Below are 24727 nucleotides of genomic sequence, written 5' to 3'. Positions count from 1 at the left end.
CGTGCTCAGGCTTCCTTGAGGGGTGACTTGCCGGAGTACTCCCGACTGATGGCGTCCGCCGTACGGCGTACCAGCGGGAGCAGCGTGAGGAGTTCGTCGGCGGTGACGACGACATTCGGCGCGGAGACCGACATGGCGGCGACGACCCGGCCGTCCGCGCCGCGGATGGGGGCCCCGACGCAGTTGATGGACTCCTCGTGGCCACCGAGGTCGGTGGCCCAGCCCTGTTCGCGCACGGCGCTGAGTTCCTTGAGGAACGCGGCGGCGTTGGGCGTCGAACGGGACGTGTACGTGGGGTAGTCGAGCTTCTCGGCGATCGCGCGGCGCTCGGCCTCCGGAAAGTCGGAGATCAGCAGCTTGGCGACGGCGGCGACGGTGATCGCCACCGGCTTCCCGATGCGGGAGTACATCCGCACCGGATAGCGGCTCTCGACCTTGTCGATGTAGAGGACTTCCTGCTCCTCGTAGACCGCGAGGTGCACGGTGTGGCCGCACTTCTCGTTGAGTGCGAGGAGGTGGGGGTGCGCGATCTCGCGTACGTCGAGGTTCTCGACGGCCTCCTGGGCGAGCGCGAAGAGCCGGGCGCCCAGGCGGTAGCGCTGGTCGGACTGGCGGTAGACCAGGCCGTGTTCGTGGAGCGTGCGAAGGAGTCGCAGCGCGGTGGACTTGTGCACTTCGAGGCGCTCGGCGACCTGGCCGAGATCGGCGGGACCTTCGGCGAGCAGCGGCAGGATGGACAGGGCGCGATCGACGGTCTGGCTCATGTACGTGCCTCCTCCTTGGCCTCAGTGTTCACGGGGACGCCGTCCGTCCAGCCCGGGCCGAGACGAAGTGTCCCCCAGGCGTCGGCGTCCAGTGCGGCGAGACGATCCGTGTGCGCCCTCGCGGGCGGTGTCGCGAGGTCACCGGGGACGGTGAGCGCGGCGGCCGCCATGAGGTGTCCGTGGCGCAGGCGCTGCTCGGCGGTCAGTCCGCGCAGGGTGGCGGAGAGGAAACCGGCGGCGAAGGCGTCACCGGCGCCGACGGGGGCGACGACGTCGACCTTGAGCGCCGGCTGGAAGACGGAAGGCTCACCCTCGGTGTACACGGTGGCGCCGCCGCTGCCCTGCTTGACGACCAGCGTCGCGGGCTCAGGGAGCGCGGCGCGGACGGCGTCCGGGCCACCGGTGATGTCCCAGGCGTCGGCGGCCTCGTCCTCGCCGACGAAGACGAGGTCGGCGCCGCGGGCGAGTTCGAGGAGGACGGCCGGGCCTTCGCCGGTCCCGCCGCTCCACAGACCCGGACGGTAGTTGACGTCGAAGGACACCAGCGGGCGGCCGGGGCGGGGTGCGGTCAGCTCGCGCAGGAGGGCGAGGCAGTCCGTGGAGAGGGCGGCGGTGATGCCGGAGAGGTGCAGGATGCGGCCGGCGTCGAGGGCCTCGCGGTCCACGCTGTGCGGCGCCATCGCGGAGGCGGCGGAGCCCGCGCGGTAGTAGAGGACCTCGTGGGCGTCGGTGTCGCGGTCGTCGGCGGTGCGGAAGTAGATGCCGGTGGGTCGCTGGGGGTCGCGGCCCACGCAGCCGGTGTCGACTCCGTAACGGGCGATCGTCTCGACGAGGTGGTCCCCGAAGCCGTCGGCGCCGACGCGGCTGACCCAGCGGGTGCGGTGCCCCGCGGCGGCGAGCGCGCAGACGACGTTCGACTCGGCGCCGCCGATCCCGCGATCGAAGGAGGGGACGTCGGCGAGGCGGCCGGCACGGGAGGGCAGGAACGTGACCATGGACTCGCCGAGCGCGACGACATCCACTGCTGCCTGCGCGTCCATCGCTGCCTGCGCGGCCTCTGCGGTCACTGTCTTCCTGCCCCTCAACCGGCTCTCCGGATCCGTTGACCCGGCGTTGGCTCGGATGTTAGACAGCAGTAAACGACATACGCAATGACCGTTGCACACGATGCAACGCACCTTTTCGAGGAGGCGCCATGGCCGCCGACAACGCAGCCGACCGCTCCGCCGGACGTCTTGCCCGGGAGCTCGACCGGCTCGCGGAAGAGCGGGTCGACCATCGCTTCAAGGGCCTTCCGCCGGACGCGGAGGGCCTGACGGTCGGCGAGCTCGCGGCCCAGCGCCGGAACCTCTTCACGGACGGTTTCACCACCCCGGTCCTCGCCCTCTCCGCCGAGCGCCTGGAGCACAACCTCGCGCTGATGGAGACGTACTCCGAGCGCCATGGCCTCGCCTTCGCCCCGCACGGCAAGACGTCCATGGCGCCGCAGCTCTTCGCCCGTCAGCTGGAGCGGGGCGCGTGGGGCATCACCCTGGCCGTGCCGCACCAGGTGCGGGTGGCGCGCGCCTACGGCATCGGGCGGATCTTCCTCGCCAACGAGCTGGTGGACGCGGCGGCGCTGCGCTGGATCGCGGGCGAGCTGGACGCGGACCCGGCGTTCCGCTTCATCTGCTACGTCGATTCCGTCCCCGGCGTCGCCCTGATGGACGCCGCTCTGCGCGAGGCGGGCGCGACGCGTCCCGTCGACGTCGTGGTGGAGCTCGGCGCGGGTGAGGGGGCGCGCACCGGTGTGCGTACGGAGACCGAGTGCGTCGAGATCGCCAACGCCGTCGCGGCGGCGGACACGCTGCGTCTGGTGGGCGTCGCCGGGTACGAGGGCGAGGTGCCGGACGCGACTCCCGAGCGGGTGCGGGCCTGGCTCGGCCGCCTCACGGCGCTCGCCGTCGAGTTCGACAAGGCGAACCGGTTCGCGGATCTGGAGGAGATCGTCGTCAGCGCGGGTGGCAGCGCGTGGTTCGACGCGGTGGCGGACGTCTTCGCGAAGATGCCCGAACTGTCGGCGCCGGTGCTGAAGTTGCTGCGCTCGGGCGCGTACGTCTCTCATGACGACGGCCACTACCGCCATCTGACGCCGTTCAACCGCGTCCCGCAGGAGGGTGCGCTCGAGCCCGCCTTCCGGCTGTGGGCGCAGGTGGTCTCCCGGCCCACGCAGGAGCAGGCGTTCGCCAACGCGGGCAAGCGGGACGCGGCGTACGACATCGACCTGCCCGAGGCGCAGGTCGTCCGCCGGGGCGGTACGGAACGGCCCGCGACCGGGGTCACGGTCACGGGGCTCTCCGACCAGCACGCGTGGATCCGGACGACTCCGGAGGGGGAGCTGGCCGTGGGCGACTGGATCGGCATGGGGCTGTCGCACCCCTGCACGTCCTTCGACAAGTGGCAGTTGATTCCCCTGGTCGAGGCGGATGGCACGGTCACGGATTACATCCGCACTTATTTCTGACCCCTGGGTCTTGGGCGGCTCTCCTGAACCGCCGCTCCGCGGCGGGTCTTCCCCACCCACCCACCCGATCACCCCGCAGTTCCCCTGCGGGGCAGAACAGGACCGCCGCTCCGCGGCGGGTCTTCCCCACCCACCCACCCGATTACCCCGCGGCGCGGGGTGGGTGGGGGGCCGCCGCTCCCGTACGGGGCGGTGGGGGACCCGCCCCACAAGGGGCAGTCGCCGATGGCGGCTCGCCCCGCGAGGAGCAGTCGCCGACGGTGGGTCGCCCCCGCCGGGGCCACCCGCACCCGACCACGAGAGCCGCACGGGTGGTGCGGGTGGGGACAACAACCCGGCCGGAGGCCGGGTGCACCACACACAGCGCGCAGCCAAGCGAAGAGAAGAGGCCCCCATGGACCTGGTCATCCGGGACGCCCGCGTCATAGACGGCACCGGAGGTGCCTCCTACCGAGCCGACGTCGGCGTACACGAGGGCAGGATCACCGAGATCCGCCCCGAAGGGGAAAGCGGCCCCCGCCCTACGGGGGCCCGCACAGTAGACGCCCAAGGCCTAGCGCTAGCGCCCGGTTTCATCGACATGCACGCCCACAGCGACCTCGCCCTCCTCCGCGACCCGGACCACAGCGCGAAGGCCGCCCAGGGCGTGACCCTGGAGGTCATCGGCCAGGACGGGCTCAGCTACGCCCCCGTGGACGACCGCACCCTCGCCCAGGTCCGCCAGGCCATCACCGGCTGGAACGGCGACGGCAGCGACATCGACTTCGACTGGCGCACCGTCGGCGAGTACCTGGACCGCCTCGATCGCGCCCACGGCGGGCGAGGCATCGCCGTGAACGCGGCCTACCTCATCCCCCAAGGCACCGTCCGCATGTACGCGGTCGGCTGGGACGACCGTCCGGCGACCCCCGCCGAGGTCGAGCGGATGAAGCAGCTCGTCGCCGAGGGCATGGAGCAGGGCGCCGTGGGGATGTCCTCCGGCCTCACCTACACCCCGGGCATGTACGCCGACGACTCCGAACTCACCGAGCTCTGCAAGGTCGTGGCCCGGTTCAACGGCTACTACTGCCCCCACCACCGCAGTTACGGCGCGGGCGCCCTCCAGGCGTACGAGGAGATGGTCAACCTCACCCGTACCGCGAACTGTCCGCTCCACCTCGCCCACGCCACGATGAACTTCGGCGTGAACAAGGGCAAGGCACCCGACCTCCTCGCGCTCCTGGACGACGCGCTCGCGCACGGCGCGGACATCACCCTCGACACGTACCCCTACACCCCCGGCTGCACGTCCCTCGTCGCCATGCTGCCCAGTTGGGCGAGCGAGGGAGGGCCCGACGCGATCCTCGCCCGCCTCCAGAACGACGAGACCGCCGAGAAGATCCGCCACCACATGGAGGTCATCGGCGCCGACGGCTGTCACGGCGTACCGATCGAGTGGGACACGATCGAGATCTCCGGCGTCTCCGACCCGGGCCTCGCCTCCTGCGTGGGGAAGACGGTCGCCGAGTCGGCGGCCCAGCGCGGCGAGGCCCCGTGGATCACGGCCCGCCGCCTGCTCATCAACGACAAGCTGGGGTCCACGATCCTCCAGCACGTCGGCCACGAGGAGAATGTCCAGGCGATCATGCGCCACCGCGTGCACACCGGCGGCAGCGACGGCATCCTCCAGGGCTTCAAGCCGCACCCGCGCGCGTACGGCACGTTCCCGCAGTACCTCGGCCGCTACGTACGCGAACTCGGCGTCCTCACCCTGGAAGAGTGCGTCGCCCACCTCACCGCCCGCCCGGCGGCCCGCCTGCGCCTCCCCGACCGGGGCATGGTCCGCGAGGGCTACCGAGCCGACCTGGTCCTCTTCGACCCGGAGACGGTCGCGGCAGGCTCGACCTTCGACGCTCCCCGCACGCTTCCCTCCGGCATCCCGCACGTCCTGATCGACGGCAAGTTCGTGATGGAGGACGGCCGACGCACGGACGTCCTGGCGGGCCGATCCGTACGCCGGACCCCGTGATGCACGCCCCAGCGTCGGGCCCGTAAAGGCCGATCGCAGGAAAGTCCCACGACACGCCGGGCCAGGCCGGGCTGGAGCGGGACTTTCCTGCAATCCACTCCCTCGCGGGGGCCGCCGGGAGGGCCGCCGGGAGGGGGCCGCTACCTCTGGGTGGCCGTCGGGCGGGGGAGCTTGCAGCCCTTGCGGTCTAGGGTGATCTTGCTGTCGTGGCCTACGCAGGGCACGATGCCGTACGTCTGCTGGGCGTAGTTGATGCCCTTGCGGACCGTCACGTTGCCGTGTCGGTCGACCTCACAGGGGTTGTTGAGGGTGCAGCGTTCGCCGTCCTCGTTCCCCGTGTTGTTGACCGCGGTGACCTTGCCCGTCTTGTGGTCGATCACCGGCGAGCCGGACGTGCCGCCGATGGTCTGGCACTCGGGGGTGTAGCGGACGGAGTCCTTCCAGGTCCACTCGCCCTCCTTGAGGCGGTACGCGAACCCGTCGATCTTGCAGGTGTACGTCTTCTTCCAGTACCCGGAGACGACGGTGATCGCCCGATTCTTGACCGGGTGGGCGTCCTCGATCTCCAGTGCCTTGATGCCGTACTTCTTCTTGATGTCGGCGTAGCTCGTGGTGAGTTGGTACAGCGAGATGTCGGTGTCGGTCATCGTCGCGTACGAGATCTTGCTCGCCGTGAGCGTCGCCTTCTCCGCGCCCTTCGCGTCCAGGAGCTTGAAGGTGCGGGTGGACGGCTGGTCGACGATGACTTCGCCGGCCGCCGGGAAGCCGCTCTCCAGACAGTGGCCGTTGGAGAGGACCAGCGCCGGGTCGTCCGCCTTCGACTGGGGCACGCGTACGACGGAGCCCGAACAGTTGCTGAGCGCGACGGTGCCCGCGAAGTCGACGCCCTTCTTCGCAGTCTCCCCCGCCGCTCCCGTCGACGGCGCGCTGTCCGGAGCCGCGACGGCCGGTGCGGAGCCGAACCCTACGAGGGTGAGGGCGAGTAATCCGCCCGCAAGAGCCTTCTTCATGTGTGGAGCCCCCCTTGTAGCTACGTGTAGCTGTGCCCTGCGTGGTGGTTGTCATGGGCATTCTTCGGGGGCCCACGGATAAGGGACAAGGGGCGAGAACCCTTGCATTTCGTTGCGTCCGCGTGGACGGGCGGGGCCGGCCCGCGAAGGGCCGGCCCCGCCGTGGCCGGGAGCCGCCGTGGCCCGGAGCCTTACGGCTTGGGGAGCTCGCAGCCCTCGCGGCTCAGGTCGAGCTTGTTGCCGGGTGCCACGCAGGGCACGACGCCGTACGTCTGCTGGGCGTAGTTGATGCCCTCGCGGACCGTCACCTTGCCGTTCTCGTCGACCTCGCACGGGTTGTTGTCCGTGCACTCCTCGCCGCTCTCGTTGCCGGTGTTGTTGACGGCGACGACCTTGCCGGTCGCGTCATCGATCACCGGTGAGCCCGAAGTGCCGCCGATCGTCTGACAGTCGGGGGTGTAGCGGACCGAGTCCTTCCAGGTCCAGTTCCCCTCCTTGAGGCGGTGCGCGAAGCCGTCGATGCTGCACTTGTACAGCTTCTTCCAGTAGCCGGACGCGACGGTGATCGCCCTGCCCTGCTCCGGTCGCGCCGCGTTCAGTTCCAGCGCCTTGATGCCGAACTTGCTCTCGATCTCGCTGTACGTGCTGGTGAGCTGGTAAAGCGAGAGGTCGGTGTCCGTCATGGTGCCGTAGGCGATCTTGCTCGCCTTGACCGTGCCCGCGTTGCCGCCACTGGCGTCGAGGAGGGTGAAGCTGCGCGACGACGGCTTGTCCACGACGACCTCGCCGGGCGCCGGGAAGCCGCTCTCCAGACAGTGGCCGTTGGACATCACGAGCGCCGGGTCGCCGGGCTGCGAGTCCGGCACCCGGACGACGGAGCCGGAACAGTTGCTCAGCGCCACCGTGCCCGCGAAGTCGACCGCTTTCGGCTTGACGGGGCGTTCGACACTGACCGCCGCAGCGGGCGCCGCCGTCGCTCCGAGAAGCAGGACGGCGAGGCACGTACCGACGAGAGGCTTGTTCATGTGGGGGGTCCCCTCTGGTGTCTGTATGACCGAAGCACCTTCGGTCACAGTGACCGAAGGTGCTTCAGTTTTGTCATGCGCATTGTTGAGGCACCCGTGGCGTGAGGACAAGACCGCATACGGACACAACTGACCGCTGAGAGGACACTCGGGGGGTCTACGTGGCGCAAAACACGAGGCGGGGCTCGTTACGCGCCCGTAAGCTCGCGGACATGCAGGTCATCCAGTCGACGAAGCTCGCCAACGTCTGTTACGAGATCCGGGGTCCGGTGCTCGAGGAGGCGATGCGGCTGGAAGCTGCGGGCCACCGCATCCTGAAGCTCAACACCGGCAACCCCGCGGCCTTCGGGTTCGAGTGCCCGCCGGAGATCCTCGAGGACATCCTCCGCAACGTCGGCGACGCGCACGGCTATGGGGACGCGAAGGGTCTGCTCGCCGCCCGGCGCGCGGTGGTCATGCACAACCAGACCCTGGGCATCGAGACCGACGTCGAGCACGTCTTCATCGGCAACGGCGTCTCCGAACTCATCGTCATGGCCATGCAAGGCCTGCTGGACGACGGCGACGAGGTCCTCGTACCGGCGCCGGACTATCCGCTGTGGACGGCCGCGGTCTCGCTCTCCGGCGGCACGGCCGTGCACTACCGCTGCGACGAGCAGGCGGACTGGATGCCGGACCTCGCCGACATCGAGCGCAAGGTGACCGACCGCACCAAGGCGCTCGTGATCATCAACCCGAACAACCCGACGGGCGCCGTGTACAGCGAGGAGATGCTGCGCGGCCTGACCGACATCGCGCGGCGCCACAACCTCCTGGTCTGCTCGGACGAGATCTACGACAAGATCCTCTACGACGGCGCGGTCCACACCCCCACCGCCGCCATCGCCCCCGACCTCCTGACGCTCACCTTCAACGGCATGTCGAAGGCGTACCGGGTGGCCGGTTACCGCGTCGGCTGGGTGGCCGTCTCGGGCCCGAAGGCGCACGCGTCCTCGTACATCGAGGGCCTGACGATCCTCGCCAACATGCGCCTGTGCGCGAACATGCCGGGCCAGCACGGCGTGGTCGCCGCGCTCAGCGGGCGGCAGACCATCAACGACCTGGTGCTTCCGGGCGGGCGTCTCGTCGAGCAGCGCGACACCGCGTACGACCTGCTCACGCAGATCCCCGGCGTGAGCTGCGTGAAGCCCAAGGGGTCGCTCTACCTCTTCCCGCGGCTCGACCCGAAGGTCTTCAAGATCAAGGACGACCGCCAGATGGTGCTCGACCTGCTGCGGGCGGAGAAGATCATGGTCGTGCACGGCACCGGCTTCAACTGGCCCGAACCCGATCACTTCCGCGTCGTCACGCTGCCCACGACGACGGACCTCACCGAGGCCGTGACCCGCATCGGGACCTTCTTGGACGGCTACAGCCAGCCGTAGCCACCGCGGACCGGCCCCGCTCGGGAGCTACCTGCTTCAACTTTAGACAGAATCTAATGTAGGATGGCTTTCAAGCTACCCGCCAGGAGGCCATCCCATGTACGAGCCGATCCGCACCAAGTCGGTCCATGCCATGGCCGACCCGGGGGACTTCCCGCACCGCTCCCGCGAGGAGGAGCTGGACATCCAGCTCGCCTCGCATCTGGCGGCACTCCTCGCCGTCACGGACGAGCTGCGCGCCCTCGCGCCCACGGCCGACCTGGACGACGCGGCCGAGCAGCTCTCGTCCGAGGTGGCGCGGCTGCGCGGCGGTCTTCCCCCGGCCCGCTCGGCCGTGGTGACCGCGATACACGAACCGCACCTCACCGCCCTGCACCAGCGCGCCCACGCCCTCGCGGGCCGCGCCCTGGTGGTGGCCGCGTCCCGCGCCGACACCGCGGCGGCGATTCTCGCCGCGCGGCGTATGGACGCGCACGAAAGCGCTGCCCGGCTGGTCGGCGCCCTCTGAGCTGCCACTGAGGCTGCGTGCGCGGCTGCGGGTGATGCGTGGCTTGTCGCGCCCACGCGGCGGAGCCGCACGTGTCACAGCCCCGCGCCCCTTTGGGGCGCGGCCTTGAACGGCCCCGGTCCGAACGCCCTCGAGGCGCTCGGACCGGGCGCCATCTACCCCGCTAGCTGATCACCCGCACCGTCGCCTCGGCCGACGAGCCCGAGTGCAGGTCGTCGCCCTCGTAGCTCACCGCGTAGACGGTCCTGCCCCGCTTGTTCGGCAGGTCCTTGATCCTGAACGTGCCGTCGGCCGCGACCGACGCCGACGTCAGCTCACCCGTCGTGCCGAACCTGTCGGTCCGCGTCACCTTCAGGGCGCTGCCGGCCGGCAGCGCACGCCCCTGTCCGGTCAGCTTCCCGGTGATCTCGACACCACCCGCGCGGGTCGCCTCCGCGGGCGCCGTCAGCTCGATCGCCGTCGCCGCCTTCGCCACGTCGACGGTGAGCGTCACGTCCTCGGCGGGACGGTGTGTGACATCACCGAGGAACCGCAGCGTGTACGTCGCCTCGCCGAGCCGGTCCGGCACGTCGAGGACGGTGAAGCCGCCGTCGGCGGCGACCTTGGCGGGCGCCACCTCCGTCGTACCGTCCGAGTCCTTGCGGACCGCCTCCACCTTCACCGGCTCCGCGGGCGCGGGCCCGTCGAGCTCCAGCTTGCCGCGGATGCCGAGCGGTTCACCGACCACGGGCTTGGCGGGCGTGGTGCTCAGGGTGCCCGTGAAGCGCGAGTCGTACTGGGCGGCCGGGGGCTTGATCACGTGCAGCCAGTGGCCGTAGACGCCGTCCGAGGTCACTGCGAAGAGCCGCGAGCCGTCCTTGGACCAGTCAAGGCCGCGCGGCACGACCCGGGAGCCGTCGAGCTCCCCGTCGAAGGCGAACTCGATCGGCGTGGCGCCGTCCGTCGGGTCGGCGGGCTGGATCAGCAGGTCGGACGTGCTGCCCGCGGCGGCCGCACCGCGCGCCACGTACTTTCCGTCGCCGCTGAACGCCACCGCCGAGGCCTTCGCGCCCGCCGGGAGCGGCTGGTAGCCGACCGGGGCGTCCGCCAGGTCGGCGGCGTCGAGCAGCCGGGTGCCGTACGCCGCGTCGGCGACGGCGATGCGCTTGCCGTCGGCGCTCTGGGCGATGTCCTTCAGGTCGAGCGCGCCCTTGCCCTCGGCGTCCGCGAAACGCCGCTGCGGGCCTCGTACCAAGGTGTCGCCGCTCGCGTCGAAGGTGGTGACGAACGCGTTGGCCGCGCTGCCCGCGCCCGCCTGCCCCATCACGAGCCGGTCCGGTGCCCCGGGCCCGCTCTCCAGCTTCAGCCGCCCCTCGCTGTTCCAGCCGGTGTTGACCGAGGTGGTGCCGCTGACCCCGTACAGCAGGGCCACGTTCTCGGGCCTGTCGCAGTACGAGCTGCCGGAGTACGGCGTCTCCGTGAACCACGTCTTGCCGCCCGCGACGGCCACCTCCCGGCCGCAGGTCGCGTCGTAGGGCGTGCCCGCGGCGCTGGTCCTGGTCTGTGTCGCCGTGTCGAACGCCAGGATGCGGTTGGACTGCGACACGTGCAGTGTCGCGCCGTCCGCGCTGAGCGCCATGCCGGACGCGGGCTGGTCGGTGGCGAGCGTACCGACGCGCTGCCCCTCGAAGTTGTAGACCAGGACGCTGCTGGCCCCGCTTCCGCTCATCCGTCCGTCGGTGACATAGACACGCTCGTGCGCGTCGTCGACCACCATCGCCCCGAACGACGAGATCGGCAGCTTCGCCACCTCGTCCGACGGTGTGGCGGCGTACGCGGCGGGCGCGGTGACGGCGACCAGACCGGCCGCCCCCAGGACCACCGCGAGCGCGGCGCCCGTCACACGTCTTAACCGCTGAGAGTGCATCAACTTGGCCCCCCACAGGCTCTTCTGACGGCCCGAAATGATCGACGGGCCCCATGTGGGGGTCATTGAAACATGTGAGGGGCATGTGAAGGAGGCGTATGCAAGGTGCGCATGCACGCGGACGGGCCCCGCACGCCGTGGCGCGGGGCCTATCCGGAATGTGCGAAAGGTCAGCCGAGACGCTGGACCAGGGCGCGGTACTCGTCCCACAGTTCCTTGGGCGTGTGGTCGCCGAAGGTGTTCAGGTGCTCGGGGACCAGCGAGGCCTCCTCGCGCCAGACCTCCTTGTCGACCGTGAGCAGAAACTCCAGGTCATCCTTGGCCAGGTCGAGGCCCTCGGTGTCAAGGGAGTCGACGGTCGGCAGGATGCCGATGGGCGTCTCGACGCCCTCCGCCTTGCCGTCGAGGCGCTCGACGATCCACTTCAGGACGCGGCTGTTCTCACCGAAGCCGGGCCACACGAACTTGCCGTCGGCGTCCTTCCGGAACCAGTTCACGTAGTAGATCTTCGGCAGCTTGGACTGGTCCGGCTTGTCCGCGCCGACCTTGACCCAGTGGGCCATGTAGTCGCCCATGTTGTAGCCGCAGAACGGCAGCATCGCGAACGGGTCGCGGCGCAGCTCGCCGACCTTGCCCTCGGCCGCTGCGGTCTTCTCGCTGGCCACGTTCGCGCCGAGGAAGACGCCGTGCTGCCAGTTGAAGGACTCCGTCACCAGCGGCACCGCGCTGGCGCGACGGCCACCGAAGAGGATCGCCGAGATCGGCACGCCCTTGGGGTCCTCCCACTCGGGCGCGATGATCGGGCACTGCGAGGCGGGCGTGGTGAAGCGGGCGTTCGGGTGCGCGGCCGGGACGCCCGATTCAGGCGTCCAGTCGTTGCCCTTCCAGTCGGTGAGGTGGGCGGGAGTCTCCTCCGTCATGCCCTCCCACCAGACGTCGTTGTCGTCGGTGAGCGCGACGTTCGTGAAGACCGAGTTGCCCCACAGGGTCTTCATGGCGTTGGCGTTGGTGTGCTCGCCGGTGCCCGGTGCGACGCCGAAGAAGCCGGCCTCGGGGTTGATCGCGTAGAGCCGGCCGTCCTCGCCGAAGCGCATCCAGGCGATGTCGTCACCGATGGTCTCCACGGTCCAGCCGCGGGTCGTCGGCTCCAGCATGGCGAGGTTGGTCTTGCCGCAGGCGCTCGGGAACGCGGCGGCGACGTACTTCGACTCGCCCTGCGGCGGGGTGAGCTTGAGGATCAGCATGTGCTCGGCCAGCCAGCCCTCGTCGCGCGCCATGACGGAGGCGATGCGCAGGGCGTAGCACTTCTTGCCGAGCAGGGCGTTGCCGCCGTAGCCCGAGCCGTACGACCAGATCTCGCGGTCCTCGGGGAAGTGCGAGATGTACTTCGTGGAGTTGCAGGGCCACGGCACGTCGGCCTCGCCCTCTTCGAGGGGCGCGCCCAGCGTGTGGACGGCCTTCACGAAGAAGCCGTCCTCGCCGAGCTCGTCGAGGACCTGCTGACCCATCCGGGTCATGGTGCGCATGGAGACGGCGACGTACGCGGAGTCGGTGATCTCCACACCGATGGCGGACAGCGGTGAGCCGACCGGGCCCATGCAGAAGGGCACGACGTACATGGTGCGGCCGCGCATGGAGCCGCGGAAGACACCGCCCTGCTCGCCCTTGCCCCGGAAGATCTCCCGCATCTCCGCGGGGGCCTTCCAGTGGTTGGTCGGGCCCGCGTCCTCTTCCTTCTCGGAACAGATGAAGGTGCGGTCCTCGACGCGCGCGACGTCGGTCGGGTCGGAGGCCGCGTAGTACGAGTTCGGGCGCTTGATCGGGTCGAGTTTCTTGAAGGTGCCCTTGGCGACGAGCTCCTCGCACAGGCGCTCGTACTCGGCCTCGGATCCGTCACACCAGACCACGCTGTCCGGCTGCGTCAGTTCGGCGATCTCGTTCACCCAGGAGACGAGCTCCCGGTGGTTGGTGGGGACAGTGCCCAGGGACTCTGCGAGAAGGGGAGCCGCGATGTCGCGCGCCACGATTGCTCCTATACGAGGGGTTTATAGGTTTGGTTGCCCCGTGGGGGCTGCGACCCGGACGCTTCACGTGTTGTTCCCTCTGGCGCTCATCCGGTGCCGACCGCACTCATTTGATCATCCGACGCATCCGCGCATATGTCCAGAGGGCCTCACAGGTGAGCGGCGTGAGTATCGCCACTCACCCGGTCGGCCTTCCGTCCGCGAATCCGTCACTTGTACGCTCGGGTATCACCGTGAGCATCGCCACTTGTGCACCACGGTTCCCCATGACTGACCCCTAACTTACGGTTGCGTAGGTACGATGCCGATATGACCGCTCCCGGCCCTGACGCGATCACGAACACCAAGGCCACCAGCCCCGATTCGTCCGCCCGCGACTCCCTGCCGCTCCCCGATCTCGCGGAAGTGAAGCCGCTGATGCGCGGCTGGCTGCACGCGGGCATGTTCCCCGCGGTGCTCGTCTCGGGCATCGTGCTCATGGCGCTCACGGACTCCACCCGCGCGCGGATCGCCTGCGGGATCTACGTCCTGACCGCCTGCCTGCTCTTCGGAGTGAGCGCGATCTACCACCGGGGCACCTGGGGCCCACGCGCGGACGGCGTGCTGCGCAGACTCGACCACGCCAACATCTTCCTGATCATCGCGGGCACGTACACCCCGCTGACGATGCTGCTCCTGCCCGACTCCAAGGGGCAGTGGCTCCTCTGGGGCGTCTGGGGCGCGGCGGTGGCAGGCATCCTCTTCCGGGTCTTCTGGGTCGGCGCGCCCCGCTGGCTCTACACCCCGTGCTACATCGCGATGGGCTGGGCCGCGGTCTTCTTCCTGCCCGACTTCCTGCGGGCGGGCGGCGCCGCCGTGCTGGTCCTGGTGGTCGTGGGCGGGCTGCTCTACAGCGCGGGCGGCGTGATCTACGGCATCAAGCGCCCCAACCCGTCCCCGCGCTTCTTCGGCTTCCACGAGGTCTTCCACCTGCTGACGCTGGCCGCGTTCGCGGTGCACTACGTGGGCATCTCACTCGTGGCGTACCAGCACGGATAGACCAGCTCGGTTAGACCGGCACAGAAAGACCAGCACGAACGGGGTCACGCCCCTCCCCTCCTTCCCCCTCCCCTTCATGGCCGCGGCTTTCGAGCCGCGGCCATTCGCATGTGTGGACACGTTGACGCTCGCACGACTTGACGGTCACCACCTTTTGAGAGCTACTCTCATTTCATGGCCACTGTCACAAGCTCGTCTGTCACGCACCGGCAGGACCCCCGCCGCTGGTGGGCGCTCGCCGCCCTCGTCGCGAGCATGCTCGTGCTCGGTTTCGACATGACGATCCTCAACGTCGCCCTGCCGACGATGGCCGGGCAGCTGGACGCGAGTACGGGCGAGCAACAGTGGATGGCCGATGCGTACGTCGTCGTCTTCGCGGCCCTGATGCTTCCGGCCGGGCTGCTCGGCGACCGGTTCGGGCGGCGCAGGATGCTGATCACCGGGCTCGGGATCTTCCTGGTGGGCTCGTTGATCGGCACGCTCGTCGACTCCGTCGAGCTGGTCGTCGTGGCGCGAGCGATCATGGGCATGGGCGGCGCGCTCGTCATGCCCCTCGCCCTGGCCGTGCTGCCCGCGCTCTTCGCTCCCGGCGAGCGGACCAAGGCCGTCGGCATCGTCTCGGCGGCCTCCGCGCTCGGCGCGCCGCTCGGGCCGGTCGTGGGCGGCTGGCTCCTCGACCACTTCTGGTGGGGCTCGATCTTCCTGATCAACGTCCCGATGGTCGCGATCGGCATCACCGCCTGCGTCTTCCTGCTCCCGGAAACGACCGACCCGTCGTCCCCCAAGGTCGACGTCGCCTCCACCGCGCTCACCGCGGCCGGGCTCGGCGCGCTCATCTACGCGATCATCGAGGCCCCCGTACGCGGCTGGGGCGACCCGCTGATCCTCGGCATGTTCGCGGGCGCGGCCGTCCTGATCACCGCGCTCGTCCTGCGGGAACGGAACATGCTGCGCCCGATGCTCGACATGTCGCTGCTGCGCAACCGCGGGTTCCTGCTCAACACGCTCGCGGCGACGCTCGTCATGTTCGTCCTGTCGGGCCTGATGTTCGTGCTCCCGCAGTACCTCCAGGCGGTGCTCGGCCATGACGCCTTCGGCACCGGCCTGCGGATGCTGCCGATGATGGGCGGTCTCCTGATCGCTGCGCGGGGCGCGGAGCCCGTCGTACGGAAATTCGGCCCGCGCGCGGTGATCAGCGCCGGGCTCGTCGTGCTCGCCTTCGCGGCGATCCTCGGCAGCCGCACGACGGCCGACTCCGGCTACGGCTTCACCGCGCTGTGGCTCACCATCGCCGGCATCGGCTTCGGCTTCGCCATCGTGCCCTCCATGGACTCGGCCCTCGGGGCGCTCCCCGTGGAGCGGGCGGGATCCGGCTCCGGGCTCATGATGACCGTGCGGCAGGTGGGCAGCGCCATCGGCATCGCGCTGCTCGGCTCGCTGCTCTCCAGCGTGTACGTCGACCGCCTCGACACCGGCAAGATCCCGGACGCGGCGGCGGACGCCGCGGGCGAGTCGGTGGTGGCCGCCCACGCGGTCGCCGAACGGCTCGGGGTCTCCCGCCTTGCCGACTCCGCCGACGAGGCGTACATCGACGGCATGGTGACGGTCCTCCTGGTGAGCGGCATCGCGGCGCTGGTCACCGCGCTGCTCGTGGCGGCGCTGCTGCCGAAGGCTCCACCGCCGCCGGACGACGCCGACATGGCACGGCAGACAGAGGATGCCCGACAATGAGCGCCATGACGGCCGCACGAATCACCCCTTCCACACACAACCCACAGCTGGGACAGACGGGACACATGGGACAGCTCGGGCTCCGTGAGCGGAAGAAGCTCAAGACGCGCATCGCGATCCGTGAGGCCACGTACCGGCTGATCGACGAGCAGGGGTACGACGCGACGACGGTCGAGCAGATCGCGGAGGCAGCGGAGGTGTCGGCGTCGACCGTCTTCCGCTACTTCCCGACCAAGGAGGACATCGTCCTCACCGACGAGTACGACCCGCTCCTGGAGGACGAGCTGCGGGCGCGCCCCGTGGACGAGCCGATCGTGGAGTCCCTGCGGCACGTGCTGCGCAGGGCGGTGGGCCTCGGCTTCACGGAGGACCCGGAGGTCACGCGCCTCCGTACCCGACTGATGATCGAGGTTCCGGCCGTACGCTCCCGGCTCCTCGAAAGCATGTCGGTGACCGGCCGGATGCTGTGCCGCGTCATCGCGGAACGCTCGGGCCGTGATCCCGGGGAACTCGAGGTCCGGGTGTTCGCGATGGGCCTCATCGCCGCGCTCACGGAGACGGCGGCGTACTGGGCGGAGCGCGGCCACGAGGACGACCTGGGCGAGCTGGTGGACCGCGCCCTGTCCATGCTGACCACCGGCTTCGGTACGGGCGTGCCCGAGGCCTGACGCCGGGCCCGGCGCCCCCGCGGCAAATACCCGGCCGTCCCTGCTGCCGCCATGCCATCCTGACCGCATGAACGGTCCGGAGATCCTCATCCGCTTCGCCCCCGAGCTGGGGCTTTTCGTTCCGCAGGGGCGAAGGGGCGGCCCCACCAAGGCGGTTACGGACGGCGCGTCCACGCTCGGGCACGTCGTCGAATCGCTCGGGGTGCCGCTGACCGAGGTGGGCGCGCTCGTCGTGGACGGCGCCGAGGTCCCGGTGGCGCACATCCCGGCGGCGGACGAGTCGGTGGAGGTCCGCGCCGTCCCCCGCCCCCAGCCCGTCCCCGGCGCCCCCCTCCGCTTCCTCCTCGACGTCCATCTCGGCACGCTGGCCCGGCGGTTGCGGCTCCTGGGCGTCGACGCGGCGTACGAGAGCACGGACATCGGCGACCCCGCCCTCGCCACGCGCTCGGCCGCCGAGCGGCGGGTGCTGCTGAGCCGGGACCGGGGCCTGCTGCGGCGCCGCGAACTGTGGGCCGGGGCGTACGTCTACAGCGACGCTCCGGACGAGCAACTCCGGGACGTACTGGGCCGGTTCGCCCCCTCCCTGCACCCCTGGACGCGCTGCACCGCGTGCAACGGCTCCCTGCGGGCGGCCACCAAGGAGGACGTGGCGGACCGTCTGGAGGGCGGCACGCGGGGGACGTATGACGTGTTCGCGGAGTGTGTCGATTGTGGGCGGGTGTACTGGCGGGGGGCGCACCATGACCGGCTGGAGGGGATCGTGGAGCGGGCGGTGAGTGAATTCTCCCCGACCCCGCCCCTTCCCGAGAACCGTGCCTGCGCCCCGGACCTACCTGGGGCTCCGCCCCAGACCCCGCTCCTCAAACGCCGGAGGGGCTGAATCTTTCATCCCCTCCGGCGTTTGAGGAGGGCCCTCGCGCCGAGCGAGTTTTCGGGAAGGGGCGGGGTTGGGGAAAAGAAACCCGGCCCTCAGCCCGACAGCTTCGCCGCCAGCTCCCCCGCGTCAGTGGTGGGCGCGTCGCAGACGAACCGGCGGCAGACGTAGGCCGCCGGCAGGTCTCTCCCCGCGAGCAACGGAAACTCGTCCCCGCCCGCAGGGCCGACAGCGACCACGGCCCCGGGCGCCGTCCCCAGCAGCGCGGTGCGGTGCAGTTCGGAACCCACCTCACCGATGACGGCGACCTCGCGCGGCCCGTCGAGCGCCGCCTCGGCCACCGCGAGGCCATGCCCGATGAACCGCGGCGCACGCGGCGCGAGCCCCTTCACCACGCCCAGCGCCCGCTCCGCCGCGAGGCGATGCGGCTCGGCACCGGTCTGCGCCGCGTACGAGAGCAGCGCCCCCGCGGCCGCGGTCCACCCGGACGGCACCGCGTTGTCCGTAGGGTCCTGCGGGCGCCGGATCAGTCGCTCGGCGTCCGCGGCCGTGTCGTACAGGGACCCGGACTCCGCGTCCACGAACTGGGCGAGCACGTGGTCGAGCAGGAACCCGGCGAACTCCAGCCAGACCCCCTCCCCCGTCACGGAGGCCAGCGCGAGGAAGCCCTCGGCGACATCCGCGTAATCCTCCAACACGCCTGCGTTGGCGCCGACTTGACCGTCCTTGGACGTACGGGACAGCCGCGCCCTGTCGTCCATGTGCAGGCGCACGAGGAGGTCACCGGCGCCCACCGCGGCCGCCACGAGATCCGGCCGGTCGAAGTAGGCGCCCACCTCGGCGAGCGCGGCGACGGCCAGACCGTTCCAGGCGGCGACGACCTTGTCGTCACGGCCGGGCGCGGGCCGCTGCGAGCGGGCCGCCAGCAGCCGCTCACGGATGGATTCGAGCCGCGCGGCATCCACCACCACGCCTTCGGCCACCGGGAGTTGCAGCACCGACGCGCCTTCCTCGAAGGTCCCTTCCTCGGTCACCCCGAAGCAAGTGGCGGCCAGCTCGGTGTCGGCGTCGCCGAGCACCTCGCGCAGCTGCTCCGGCGTCCAGACGTAGTACGCGCCCTCGACGTGCTTGCCGCTCACCGCGTCCTCGCTGTCCGCGTCGAGCGCCGAGGCGAAACCGCCCTCGTTCGTGCGGAGTTCGCGCACCATGAAGTCGGCGGTCTCCAGGGCGACGCGCCGCGCGAGGTCCGAGCCGGTGGCCCGCCACAGATGGGCGTAGACCCGGCAGAGCAGCGCGTTGTCGTACAGCATCTTCTCGAAGTGGGGCACGACCCACTCCCGGTCCACGGAGTACCGCGCGAAACCGCCGCCCAGCTGGTCGTAGATCCCGCCGCGCGCCATCCGCTCGCAGGTGTCGGCCGCCATCTGGAGTGCGCCCTCCGAGCCCGTGCGGGCGTAGTGCCGCAGCAGGAACTCGACGACCATGGACGGCGGGAACTTGGGGGCGCCGCCGAAGCCGCCCCGCGAGGCGTCGTAGTCGCGCGTCAGGCCGAGCAGCGCCTGGGCGAGCTCGTCCTCGCCGGGCAACTCGTCCGAGCCGAACGCGAGCTGCCGGTCGGCGAGGTCCCGCACGATCTTCCCGGCGACGTCGGTGACCTCGTCACGCCGGTCCGTCCAGGCACGCCGGACCCCGTCGGCCACCTGCCGGAAGGAGGGCATGCCGTGCCGCGGCTCGGGCGGGAAGTACGTGCCGAAGTAGAAGGGCTCGGCGTCGGGCGTCAGGAACACCGTCATGGGCCAGCCGCCCTGGCCGGTCGCGGCCTGTACGGCCTCCATGTAGACGGCGTCGATGTCGGGCCGCTCCTCGCGGTCGACCTTGACGTTGACGAAGTGCTCGTTCAGGAAGGCCGCCGTGTCGGCGTCCTCGAAGGACTCGTGCGCCATGACGTGACACCAGTGGCAACTGCTGTACCCCACGCTGAGCAGCACGGGAACGCCTCGCTCCCGCGCCTGTGCGAAGGCCCCCGCCGACCAGGGCCACCAGTCGACGGGGTTGTCGGCGTGCTGAAGAAGGTAGGGGGACGTCTCATGGGCCAGTCGGTTCGGCATGCCCTCCATCCTCCCGCACGGCGCCGGACGCCGCGTGTCCGCCACGAGGGTGTGGCGAGCCGCCCGGCCTTCGGGCTCCGCGGCCCCGTACCATCCGGCCGGTCTCGACGCCGGAACCGAGCGCGCACTTGATCCGCGGACTCCCTCGCGTCAAAGGCCCGTACGCAGGACACTTGTGGCCGCAGGTGACTATTGCTCTCGGAGGGGGACGCATATGCGGGACAGCCATCGGGCCGAAGCCGAGCGGCTGTTGGTACGGGCGGTGGAGGAAGAGGTGCGGCGCTCCGGCGGGCGTATCGACGGGAGCGTGATGCTCTCGCGGGCCCGGGACGCGCTGGACGCCATGGGGCAGACCGCCGCCGAGGAGTACGCCGCTTATACGCGGGCCGTCGACGAGGCGGGGGCCGGGCAGCTCTCCTTCGGGCAGCGGTATGCCAAGGAGGGCGCCGGTACTCCGCTGCTCGTGGCGGCCGTCGCCGCCGTCGGCGCGTGTCTCGCCGACCTCCTGCTCGGGACCGAGGTCTCGACCGCCATGGGCGCGGGCGCCGCCGTCGCCGTCGTCGGCGCGGCCACCACCGTCCTGAAGGTCACCGCGTCCCATGTGCCCGCGGCCAGCCGCCGCGCCGGTGCGATCAGCCAGCCGGGCGGGCCCGAGCAACTGCGGCTGCAGTGGCTCACGGCCCTTGAGGTCCGGGGCATCCGGCCCTTCCTCGACCAGCAGCGCGTACTGCAGGCCCCTGCCGGCAAGAAGAAGACCTCGCCTCAGCTGCGGGGCACCGACAAGAGCGCGGCGGCACGCAGGCGCACCGCACTGGAGCAGTCGTTCGCTCAACTGCCGCAGTCCAACGGCCCGTTCGCCGGTCGGCGGCCCGAACTCGCCCGCGTAGCCCAATGGGTGCACGCCGCGCGGGCCAGCACCGAGACGCGGCCCACCGTCGTCGTGCTGCACGGCGCGCCGGGCTCCGGGCGCTCCTCGCTCGCCGTCCGTGCCGCGCACGATCTGCGGGACCAGTTCCGCGGCGCCTGTGTCGTCGACCTGCGGGGCGAGAGCTCCCAGCCGCTGTCCACGCGGGACGCGCTCCTGCATCTGCTGAATCGATTGGGCGCCCCGCGCGAGCAGCTCCTGTTCCGTGAGCGTTCCTCACAGGAGCAGCAGGTCAAGCGGCTCAGCGAGCTCTACCACCAGTATCTGACCGGGCTCGCCGTGACCGTCGTACTCGATGACGCGAGCGACCCGGAGCAGGTGCGCACCCTCGTGCCCGAGCGCTCCGACAGCCTGGTCCTCGTCACCACCCGGGGGCCCCTGGAACTTCCGGCCGACTTCCCCGCCTGGGTGCACCAGCTGCCGGTGGAGCCGCTGGACGCGGCGGGTGCGGAACAGCTGCTGCGGGAGGCGGCGGAGGACACCTCGGGCCCCTACGACGCCGAATCCGCCGACGCGGTGCGGGAGTTGTGCGGCGGCCTGCCGCTCGCCCTGCGCGTCGCCGGTTCCTCGATCGGCGCGCGCACGACGCGGCAGCTCGCCGCCGACCTGGCAGCGTACGGACCCTTCGAAAAGGCCGCGCCGGTGGAACGCGTCCTGTGGCTGCGCTACACCGACCAGAGCGAGCCCGCCCGGCGTCTTCTGCGCAGGCTGGCGCTGGCCGGGCGCGCCTCCCTGGGGGCGGCCGCCGCCGCTGCCCTGCTCGGTGCCGACGAGCAGGAGGCCGCCCGCCAGCTGACGGCGCTCTCGCACGCGGGCCTCGTCGACCACGTGCGCGGCACCCGCTACCGCCTGCACGATCTCGTACGTGCCTTCGCGCTCGCCCGCCTCAACGACGAGGAGGAGCCCACGGAGCGCACCGCCGCGCAGGAGCGTCTGATCGTCAGCTACAGCGAGCTCGCCGGATCGGTGATCCGCCTGGTCGACGGCAAGATGTCGACGCGGGCGGGCCAGTTCGACGGGCACGGCTTCTCCTCGCTGGAGGCGGCCCTGCGCTGGCTGGACGACGAGTCGAGCTTCATCACGGCGGCGCTGCGGCATGCGGAGGGCGTCGACCAGGAGGCGGTGCTCAATCTCCTGGGCGCGCTGTGCGACTACTGCCTGCTGCGCGGCGATCTCTACCGCCTGGGCGAGATCAGCGAGCTGACGCAAGCCGTCGACCAGGGTCTCCTCGCACGGAGCGTGCGGTGGCGCACCGGCATCGCGTCCCGTCAGCTGGGCGAGCTCGACCAGGCGCGGACGACCCTGACATCGGTCGTGGACCTGTACAGGGAAGCCCATCAGGACGCGGGCGCCGCCCTCGCGCTGTGTTCCCTGGGGATCACCCTGCACCACCAGGGCAACCTGACGGAGGCGTCGGCGCGCCTGCGGGAGGCCCTCGAACTCCAGGCCGCCGACGAGCTCGCCGGTGACCGCGCCTGGACGATGCACGCCCTGGCGGCGGTGGAGCGGGACCGCGCCAACCTCAACGAGGCCCTCGGCCTCCTGGAGTCCTCGCTCGCCCTGCACCGCGAGAACGACTCCCTGCACGGCGAGGCCTGGGCGCATTTCCAGCTCGGCCAGCTCTGCCTGCGCATGGGCGACGTACCGCGCGCGCAGGAGCAGCTGCGGGGCGCCCTCGACCTGTACGGGCGCACGCGTGACGGCCGCGGCGAGGCCTGGGCCCTGACGCAGCTTGCGCGGGCCCGTCTGGTGGACGGCGACGCGTCGGCGGCGGTCGACGAGCTGCGGCAGGCGGTGTCCCGGCACCGCGACAACGAGGACGCGCGCGGCGAGGCGTGGAGCGCCTACTACCTGGGCCAGGCCCTGGAAGAGGCGGGCAGTCTGGACCAGGCGGTGCGCGAGCTGGAGCGTTCGCGGACGATGTTCTCGCGGATGCGGGACGTGTACGGCCTGGCCTGCGCCCGGCACCACTCGGCGCGGGTGACCCGCGACCAGCGCGCCGCCCAGACGGGCTCGCTGCGCAACTCCGGCTTCGCCCGCCAGCTCCTGGTGGACGCCCGCGCCGACTTCCAGCGCATCGGGGTCGCGCACGGCGAGGCCTGGACGTGCCTGGAGCTCGCGGTGGTGGACGCGGGGAACACGCGTGCCCAGCAGGCGCTGGCCCTGTGCGACGAGGCGGCCACGCTGTTCGCGTCGTACGGCGACCACAGGGGCGAGGACTGGGCCCGCTTCCTGCGCTGCACCCTGCTGCCCTACGCGTCACCCGGCGGCTTCGAGATCGGCACCGCGGTCGCCCAGGAGGAGCTGATCCGGCTGGCCCGCGCCGGTCACCCGACGCGTGACGGCAAGCTGGACGACTACATGGAGGCGTTCGGCCTGCTCCTGGAGCGCGGCGCCGACCTGGAGTCCGGCTGGCAGGCCTGGCGCCTGGGCATGGTGCCGAACCGCCACTCCCGAGAGGTGATGGGAGTGACGGTGGCGAGGGCGGACTAGCCCTTGGGGGTCTTCGCCGCGGAGGGCTCGCCTTCCGCGGCGGAGCCGGAGGTGGCCGCCGCGGAGGAGCCGGAGGTGGCCGCCGCCGAGGAGCCGGAGGTGGCTTCCGCGGGCTCCTGGAAGTCGACCTTCCGCATGTGCTTGTTCATCGACTTCATCAGCCCCCACACGGCGACAGCCATCACCGCGAAGACGATGAAGCCGAGAACACCCGGGGTCACCTTGTCATCGTCGACCTCTTTGGCGAGAGGGACGAGATGCGTCATTGCCAGATGTACGTTCACGCTAGGCATTGTCGCGGATGCCCGCAAAGAGGTCGTCCTCGGGGAGGGATGTATCGACGAGCGACTTCGCGAGCTCGTACTCCTCCGTGGGCCAGACCTCCTTCTGGAGCTCCAGGGGGACCCGGAACCAACCGCCCTCGGGGTCGATCTGGGTGGCATGCGCGATCAGCGCGCGGTCGCGGACCTCGTAGAAGTCGGCACACGGAACGTGCGTGGTCAGCGTCCGCTCGACCCGCTCGAACTCGTCCCACCGCTTCAGCCAGTCCCCGTAGGGCGACTCCAGGCCCCTGTCGAGCATGGCCTGGTGGAGGGCCTCGGTGCGCGGCCGGTTGAAGCCCTGGTTGTAGTAGAGCTTCAGCGGCTGGAAGGCCGGGCCGTACTCGCTCTCGGGGTACTTCTCGGCGTCCGCCGCACCGTCGAAGGCCACCATCGTGATCTTGTGGGTCATGATGTGGTCGGGGTGCGGATAGCCGCCGTTCTCGTCGTACGTCGTGATGACCTGCGGACGGAAGGAGCGGATCTGCCGGACCAGCTCACCGGCCGCCTTGTCGACGTCCTCCAGGGCGAAGCAGCCCTCGGGCAGCGGCGGCAGCGGGTCGCCCTCGGGCAGGCCCGAGTCGACGAAGCCGAGCCAGTCCTGCTTGACGCCGAGGATCTCGCGGGCCTCGTCCATCTCTTTCCGGCGCACCTCGTGGATGTTCTCCTGGATGTACTTGTCACCCTGGAGCTTGGGGTTGAGGATGTCGCCGCGTTCCCCGCCCGTGCAGGTCACGACGTGCACGTCCACCCCCTCGGACACGTACTTGGCCATGGTGGCGGCGCCCTTCGACGATTCGTCGTCGGGGTGGGCGTGCACGGCCATCAGTCGCAGCTGCTCAGTCAAGACTCGATCCTCAGTGATCCGGCGCCCGGTCAATTCGGCGCAATGTGCGGCTTCTATAGTGACGGAACCGGGGGGCGGAAAATTCCGGCATCCCCTTTTACTGGAGGACGATCATGGCGGCCGTGAGCGAGGAGCTCCCCGATGGCCGGTACGGCCGCGAGCGCTCGGCCGACGAGCGCGCGGACCGCAAGCTGAAGATCATCGGCTCGGTCCTCGGTGTGCTCTTCCTCGCGATGATCGGCTGGTTCGGATACGACTACGTCTCCGGCACCAAGGTCAGCGGGGAAGTGATCAAGTTCGACGTCGTCTCGGACAGCGCGGTCGAGGTGCACCTTGAGGTGCGCAAGGACGTGACGGCGAACGGCTACTGCACCCTGCGTTCCCAGGCCGAGGACGGCGAAGAGGTGGGCCGCGCCGACTTCCGCTTCGACCAGGACGAGGGACGGATCGACAAGGTCGTCACGCTGCGCACGAAGGCACGCGGGACGAGCGCCGAGCTCCTCGGCTGCCACTCCGACTGATGCCGGAGGCCCGCGGCGCGCCCCTTGCGT

At 70.6% G+C, this 24727-nt stretch carries 19 protein-coding genes; 10 read left to right on the top strand and 9 right to left on the bottom strand.

What is annotated here, in order from left to right:
• Window positions 1–5 precede the first annotated feature (5 nt).
• Entirely contained in the window at window positions 6–764 is a 759-nt protein-coding gene (locus AB0I94_RS04265) for an IclR family transcriptional regulator (protein WP_363307872.1), read from the bottom strand.
• The gene (locus AB0I94_RS04260) at window positions 761–1804 is read right to left on the bottom strand and encodes a sugar kinase (RefSeq protein ID WP_363308289.1); all 1044 of its coding nucleotides are present in this window, start codon (window positions 1802–1804) and stop codon (window positions 761–763) included. Before AB0I94_RS04260 ends, AB0I94_RS04265 begins: the two co-directional genes overlap by 4 nt.
• Window positions 1805–1959: 155 nt before the next feature.
• On the opposite strand from AB0I94_RS04260, the gene AB0I94_RS04255 reads away from it, so the two are divergent.
• Both AB0I94_RS04255 and AB0I94_RS04250 read left to right on the top strand, forming a co-directional pair.
• The gene (locus AB0I94_RS04255) at window positions 1960–3267 is read left to right on the top strand and encodes an amino acid deaminase (RefSeq protein ID WP_363307871.1); all 1308 of its coding nucleotides are present in this window, start codon (window positions 1960–1962) and stop codon (window positions 3265–3267) included.
• A gap of 394 nt (window positions 3268–3661) precedes the next feature.
• Window positions 3662–5275, top strand: a complete 1614-nt coding sequence (locus AB0I94_RS04250) for a D-aminoacylase (RefSeq protein ID WP_363307870.1) — start codon at window positions 3662–3664, stop codon at window positions 5273–5275.
• 140 nt (window positions 5276–5415) lie between these two features.
• Here AB0I94_RS04250 and AB0I94_RS04245 read toward each other — a convergent pair whose 3' ends face one another.
• Together AB0I94_RS04245 and AB0I94_RS04240 are read right to left on the bottom strand one after the other, a co-directional pair.
• Entirely contained in the window at window positions 5416–6285 is an 870-nt protein-coding gene (locus AB0I94_RS04245) for a trypsin-like peptidase domain-containing protein (RefSeq protein WP_363307869.1), read from the bottom strand.
• Between the two features lie 191 nt (window positions 6286–6476).
• Window positions 6477–7310 carry a serine protease gene (locus AB0I94_RS04240; protein WP_363307868.1) on the bottom strand — a complete coding sequence of 278 codons (834 nt, stop codon included), beginning with the start codon at window positions 7308–7310 and terminating at the stop codon, window positions 6477–6479.
• A gap of 212 nt (window positions 7311–7522) precedes the next feature.
• Between AB0I94_RS04240 and AB0I94_RS04235 the strand changes: the two genes are divergently transcribed.
• Both AB0I94_RS04235 and AB0I94_RS04230 read left to right on the top strand, forming a co-directional pair.
• Window positions 7523–8734: a pyridoxal phosphate-dependent aminotransferase gene (locus AB0I94_RS04235; RefSeq protein WP_363307867.1), complete on the top strand. Its 1212-nt coding sequence runs from the start codon at window positions 7523–7525 to the stop codon at window positions 8732–8734.
• 97 nt (window positions 8735–8831) lie between these two features.
• The gene (locus AB0I94_RS04230; protein WP_363307866.1) at window positions 8832–9242 is read left to right on the top strand and encodes a hypothetical protein; all 411 of its coding nucleotides are present in this window, start codon (window positions 8832–8834) and stop codon (window positions 9240–9242) included.
• A gap of 163 nt (window positions 9243–9405) precedes the next feature.
• On the opposite strand, the gene AB0I94_RS04225 is transcribed toward AB0I94_RS04230, so the two are convergent.
• Window positions 9406–11124: an Ig-like domain repeat protein gene (locus AB0I94_RS04225; protein ID WP_363307865.1), complete on the bottom strand. Its 1719-nt coding sequence runs from the start codon at window positions 11122–11124 to the stop codon at window positions 9406–9408.
• A 194-nt stretch (window positions 11125–11318) separates the two neighbouring features.
• Window positions 11319–13172 (bottom strand): phosphoenolpyruvate carboxykinase (GTP), encoded by a 1854-nt coding sequence (locus tag AB0I94_RS04220; protein WP_363307864.1) that lies wholly within the window; start codon window positions 13170–13172, stop codon window positions 11319–11321.
• A gap of 309 nt (window positions 13173–13481) precedes the next feature.
• Between AB0I94_RS04220 and AB0I94_RS04215 the strand changes: the two genes are divergently transcribed.
• The 4 genes from AB0I94_RS04215 to AB0I94_RS04200 all read left to right on the top strand — a co-directional run bounded on the left by AB0I94_RS04215 (window position 13482) and on the right by AB0I94_RS04200 (window position 17489).
• Window positions 13482–14210: a hemolysin III family protein gene (locus AB0I94_RS04215; RefSeq protein ID WP_363307863.1), complete on the top strand. Its 729-nt coding sequence runs from the start codon at window positions 13482–13484 to the stop codon at window positions 14208–14210.
• 174 nt (window positions 14211–14384) lie between these two features.
• Complete coding sequence (locus AB0I94_RS04210; RefSeq protein WP_363307862.1) at window positions 14385–15941, top strand: MFS transporter; 1557 nt, start codon at window positions 14385–14387, stop codon at window positions 15939–15941.
• Between the two features lie 65 nt (window positions 15942–16006).
• Window positions 16007–16609 carry a TetR family transcriptional regulator gene (locus AB0I94_RS04205; protein ID WP_363308288.1) on the top strand — a complete coding sequence of 201 codons (603 nt, stop codon included), beginning with the start codon at window positions 16007–16009 and terminating at the stop codon, window positions 16607–16609.
• A 67-nt stretch (window positions 16610–16676) separates the two neighbouring features.
• Window positions 16677–17489 (top strand): Mut7-C RNAse domain-containing protein, encoded by an 813-nt coding sequence (locus tag AB0I94_RS04200; RefSeq protein WP_363307861.1) that lies wholly within the window; start codon window positions 16677–16679, stop codon window positions 17487–17489.
• Window positions 17490–17578: 89 nt separating this feature from the next.
• Here the strand turns inward: AB0I94_RS04200 and AB0I94_RS04195 are convergent, their stop codons facing one another.
• Complete coding sequence (locus AB0I94_RS04195) at window positions 17579–19591, bottom strand: thioredoxin domain-containing protein (RefSeq protein WP_363307860.1); 2013 nt, start codon at window positions 19589–19591, stop codon at window positions 17579–17581.
• Window positions 19592–19805: 214 nt separating this feature from the next.
• On the opposite strand from AB0I94_RS04195, the gene AB0I94_RS04190 reads away from it, so the two are divergent.
• On the top strand, window positions 19806–23009 hold the full coding sequence (locus AB0I94_RS04190; RefSeq protein ID WP_363307859.1) for a tetratricopeptide repeat protein: 3204 nt from the start codon (window positions 19806–19808) through the stop codon (window positions 23007–23009).
• Here AB0I94_RS04190 and AB0I94_RS04185 read toward each other — a convergent pair.
• Together AB0I94_RS04185 and mca are read right to left on the bottom strand one after the other, a co-directional pair.
• Window positions 23006–23275 carry a hypothetical protein gene (locus AB0I94_RS04185; RefSeq protein ID WP_363308287.1) on the bottom strand — a complete coding sequence of 90 codons (270 nt, stop codon included), beginning with the start codon at window positions 23273–23275 and terminating at the stop codon, window positions 23006–23008. The genes AB0I94_RS04190 and AB0I94_RS04185 overlap by 4 nt on opposite strands.
• Before the next feature lie 19 nt (window positions 23276–23294).
• Window positions 23295–24176, bottom strand: coding sequence for a mycothiol conjugate amidase Mca (gene mca, locus AB0I94_RS04180; RefSeq protein ID WP_363307858.1), 882 nt, complete (start codon window positions 24174–24176; stop codon window positions 23295–23297).
• A 113-nt stretch (window positions 24177–24289) separates the two neighbouring features.
• On the opposite strand from mca, the gene AB0I94_RS04175 reads away from it, so the two are divergent.
• Complete coding sequence (locus AB0I94_RS04175) at window positions 24290–24697, top strand: DUF4307 domain-containing protein (RefSeq protein WP_363307857.1); 408 nt, start codon at window positions 24290–24292, stop codon at window positions 24695–24697.
• Window positions 24698–24727: the final 30 nt, after the last annotated feature.

Source organism: Streptomyces sp. NPDC050147, from assembly GCF_040660195.1.
GTDB lineage: Bacteria > Actinomycetota > Actinomycetes > Streptomycetales > Streptomycetaceae > Streptomyces.
Note: the sequence above shows the minus strand (reverse complement) of the source record. Positions and strands in the feature narration are given on the sequence as shown.